Raw genomic sequence first — 3,533 nt, forward strand, 5'->3', positions numbered from 1 at the left:
GCTTCCCCCTTGTGCTGTCCGGGACCCACGTCCCGTTATCTGACCGTTATAGGCAAACATGGGTTTTCCGTTATCGCACCTTAATCTTCTTGATGTTTCCGTGATGTTTCCGTGATGTTCACCTAAGCGCTACCGAGCGGCTCGCTGGCCAGTGACTTTATTTGATCCACGGCTGGGCCGTGGTTGCTTTGCGCGACGGTGAAGCTCCTTGGGAGAACGATTCACGCGACGAAATCAGGTTGTGTCTTTTGTAAGAGGGCTGTGTTGGTATTAGTGGTCGTTGTTACAGCACTCGGACCGTGGTGCTCGGTGGTTGGTTGCTACCTGTAGCACGACCTCATCTCATGCGGAAGAAAAGCTTCCACACAAGATGAGGTCGTATCAATGATGTTCGATAGTTCTGCGCGAGTGGTCTACTTTGTCAGGCTTCCGAGCGTCTCTTCGAGGTTCCGGAGGTCAAAATCTCCAGTGAAGCCGTGTTCGCGAAGGAGTTTCGATAGTTCTGGATTCGTTTCGAGTGCTCGATTGAGAAGCTGGTCAGCTTCAGGCGTCAGATTACGACTGCCGTGCGTAAGCATGTCCCGCACCGAATCTACGTCCATCCCTGATGCCGAGGATAGGTTGTCGAACACTTGGTACGTAAAACCATCGAAATTGCGCTTGAGGGCTTCGTCAATAGTGGGCATAGAGGTTGGAGCTTCAGCTTTGGCGGTGCCGGGGGCCACAATATCGGGTGCGATGGCTTCGGCGGAATCCGAGGCTACAGTCTCCGGTACGTGTGCGGCAGCAGGGGCTGGTATGACTGACTGAGTTTCCGCTACTGAAATCGGACTGTGAGTGGGGGTAGCCTGTGCCACTACAGGGTGCGCTTCAGTCGCCGTGTCGGGATAAGGGCGTAGTGGCGTCGAGGTTGGAGCCGGTGTCGTGCCTTCATCGGGCGCAGTTGAGTGAAGAGGCAGTGGCTCGCCTTTACACGATGCGTCGTTATGGACTGTCTCATCAGTTCCAGACAGCGACACCGTCGGCCTACCGTAATAGGGTGATGGTGAATCCTCTTGGCGTACTGGTGTGGGATCGAATACGTAAGGTCCCGAGGGCGTCGCGTTAGCTGGCGCTTCTCCCGGTATGGGGAGAGAGTGCTGCGGGGCGACGGGGGTTCGGTCGAAATGATATTCGCCTGTGCCGAGTGGATCCCCTGCCCAAATCCGGCCGGGCTCGAGCTCGCAGGCCGTACCGTAATCGGGTTTAGGTGTTGGGTGATTGACAAATACGCCCATGGGGCCAAAAGCCGGGGACGAACGTACGACGTATTCTCGGTGGTCCTCCGCTTCTCTTTCCTCTACGTAAGCGTTGAAGGCATCTACCTGAGCTGCTTCTTTGGTGTCTTTATAAAGATCTTTGCCGAACTTCTTTCCGGCATCTTTGAGGCCATCCTTTGTCCCCTTTTCTCCGAACCGCTTCAGCTTTTTCACTTTAAAAGTTGCTAGCTCGGCTCGATTGGCTTTCTTGAGCATCCTTGAGGCGCCCAGGGCGGTCTTGATCTCGACGCTGGCACCACCAGTCACTACAGTGGGGGCCAGCTCACCAAGCGTGTATGCTGGATCGTGAGCGATTTTGGCTGATTCGGTGATGAGGAAAGCTTTCCCGTGGCGTGCCATGGACGGATCCAAGCCGCGAAAAGTATCGTCAACATTATCCTCGAGGAACCCTAGAGTGTCGTTAACGAATTCCAGATTCAGGTATTTCGTTGCGAAGTTCCAGGTTTCTGGATCCTTCATCTTGTCCGGGTGCTTCAGGATGTCGACGATTTGGTGACGGTGATTCCAGATATCTTTGATTTTAATAGAGGCATCGTTGAAGGCGAGCTTGGGCAAGTCAATTAATCCGTTAAATGCACCTTTAACGAAGCTTAAGTTTGCGAGTCCATCGACAATTTGTTCGATGGTGTTCATTCCGAAAGTGGCCCTAAAGAGTTGTCCGGCCAGGGTGCTATCGGCCGTATCGACTTCTCTTTCGAATGCTGTCATGGCAGCCTGAACAGCGGCTTCGTGCGCCTCTGCGGCCGCCACAAGTCTTTGCTTCTCTTCGTTAGGGACCTCGATCGTTTCGCCCTCGTTTGCGGGATCGGGAACCGTTTTTGTGTCGTCGAGCTCGTAGGCTGCTTGGAGTTCAGCGTTGACGGCATCGATCTCGGTCTCAAGACCGGCTTTAGTCCCTTCGAACGATGTTAATTTTGCAGCGTAGTCTTCGATATGACCTTTGAGGTCGTTGGTTTCTGACTGAAGGTTCTCTGCAATCTCTGTCGGAGTTCGAAAAGCGATGGACACAGAAATTTCTTCTGGTGCTCTGTAGGCTTCGGTGACGTTGACCCACCCGGAACTTACTGAGCTAATGATCGATTCGGTTTTTTGGCCAATGGAGCCAAATTGTTCGGCAACCGCTTCGACGGCTGCGGGGTTGTCAAGATCAGGGAGTGAAGATTTATCAAGCACGTTAGTCTCCAAGCTTGCTCATGTCGAAGGTTGCAGGGGTGTTCGGGTTCGGAGCGTTTGTGGATTCGGTTTCAGGAACCCAAAAGGTTTCGGAGGCCTGGCGTGCTTGTCCGATGCTGTCGGTGTCAAACGTTGAGGCGGCGTCGGCTGCGGGAACAGCGCACACGTCTGCGCCTGGGGCTGATCCTGATCCCGGTATGTCGAGTTGGGGCACCGCCGATACATTCGCATGGCTGAGCTGATACATCACAACATCAGCCTCGGTGTATTGGCTAAGAGCTTCTTCGGTCGCAGAAACATTCTTTTGTGACCGGTCGCGACACATTTCAACATCGTGTTTAATGAAGTACTCGAGGCACGCTTGAGCTGCGGCGTTGCTGAGCGTGCTGTAGTGAAATGCAGATGATGCGTCGCTCATAGTCTGCTCTGTGTCGCCAACGACGCCGTTAAGAGCGCTGAGCTCACTTCGTGCCGTAGCGGTCTCAGCCATTATTTGTTGCGTTTCCATGCTGTACTGCATGTTTTTACCCCTTTTAGAAGTGACGATCGCCGTACGGTTTGCGCGGATCGGCGGAACTGGCAAGCTCGTTGCGATCGACACGCAGCCCTCTGGCATGCATGATGTTTGTGTGCTCAGAACCCTCCACCTGCGGCATCTAGGGGAGGGTGGCGGCCGTGTGCTGCCGGGCATGGTGATGCGAAGTGGAGAGGAGGCATATGCCCGAGAACCGACTACTTCACTTAATAATTGAGTAGAACGGTGCATTGGTCCCGTTCATCCAACGGCTCGTCTCAATGCCTGACTGCTTGGACGGGACGGGTACTGACATCGAACGAGCGGTGTTGGGTCACTGGGAGCCATACTACGGCTTTTGAAGTTGGTGCAGTGGCGTGTGGCTTTGCTGCGGTGTGGTGCCCTGCCGCCGCTGGGGCGGCAGGGCGTTGGTGGTGTGGTGGTGTTAGCCGATGTTGGAGACGGCGGAGGCGGCGCGTTGTTGGGCGCTGGTGGCGGTTTCGTCGTTTTTGCCCATGGTGGTCTTG

2 protein-coding genes are annotated in these 3,533 nt (G+C 54.6%); both read right to left on the reverse strand.

Annotated features, from left to right (window positions below):
- Positions 1 to 413: 413 nt before the first annotated feature.
- Complete coding sequence (locus D8M36_RS09935) at positions 414 to 2,492, reverse strand: hypothetical protein (RefSeq protein WP_126848611.1); 2,079 nt, start codon at positions 2,490 to 2,492, stop codon at positions 414 to 416.
- Between the two features lies 1 nt (position 2,493).
- Positions 2,494 to 3,012 carry a hypothetical protein gene (locus D8M36_RS09940; protein WP_126848613.1) on the reverse strand — a complete coding sequence of 173 codons (519 nt, stop codon included), beginning with the start codon at positions 3,010 to 3,012 and terminating at the stop codon, positions 2,494 to 2,496.
- Between the last annotated feature and the right edge of the window lie 521 nt (positions 3,013 to 3,533).

Source organism: Dermabacter sp. HSID17554, from assembly GCF_003989295.1.
GTDB lineage: Bacteria > Actinomycetota > Actinomycetes > Actinomycetales > Dermabacteraceae > Dermabacter > Dermabacter vaginalis.

Coding starts and splice junctions, on each gene's coding strand:
- D8M36_RS09940 (WP_126848613.1), bottom strand. CDS start 3,012: ATGCAGTACAGCATGGAAACGCAACAAATAATGGCTGAGACCGCTACG.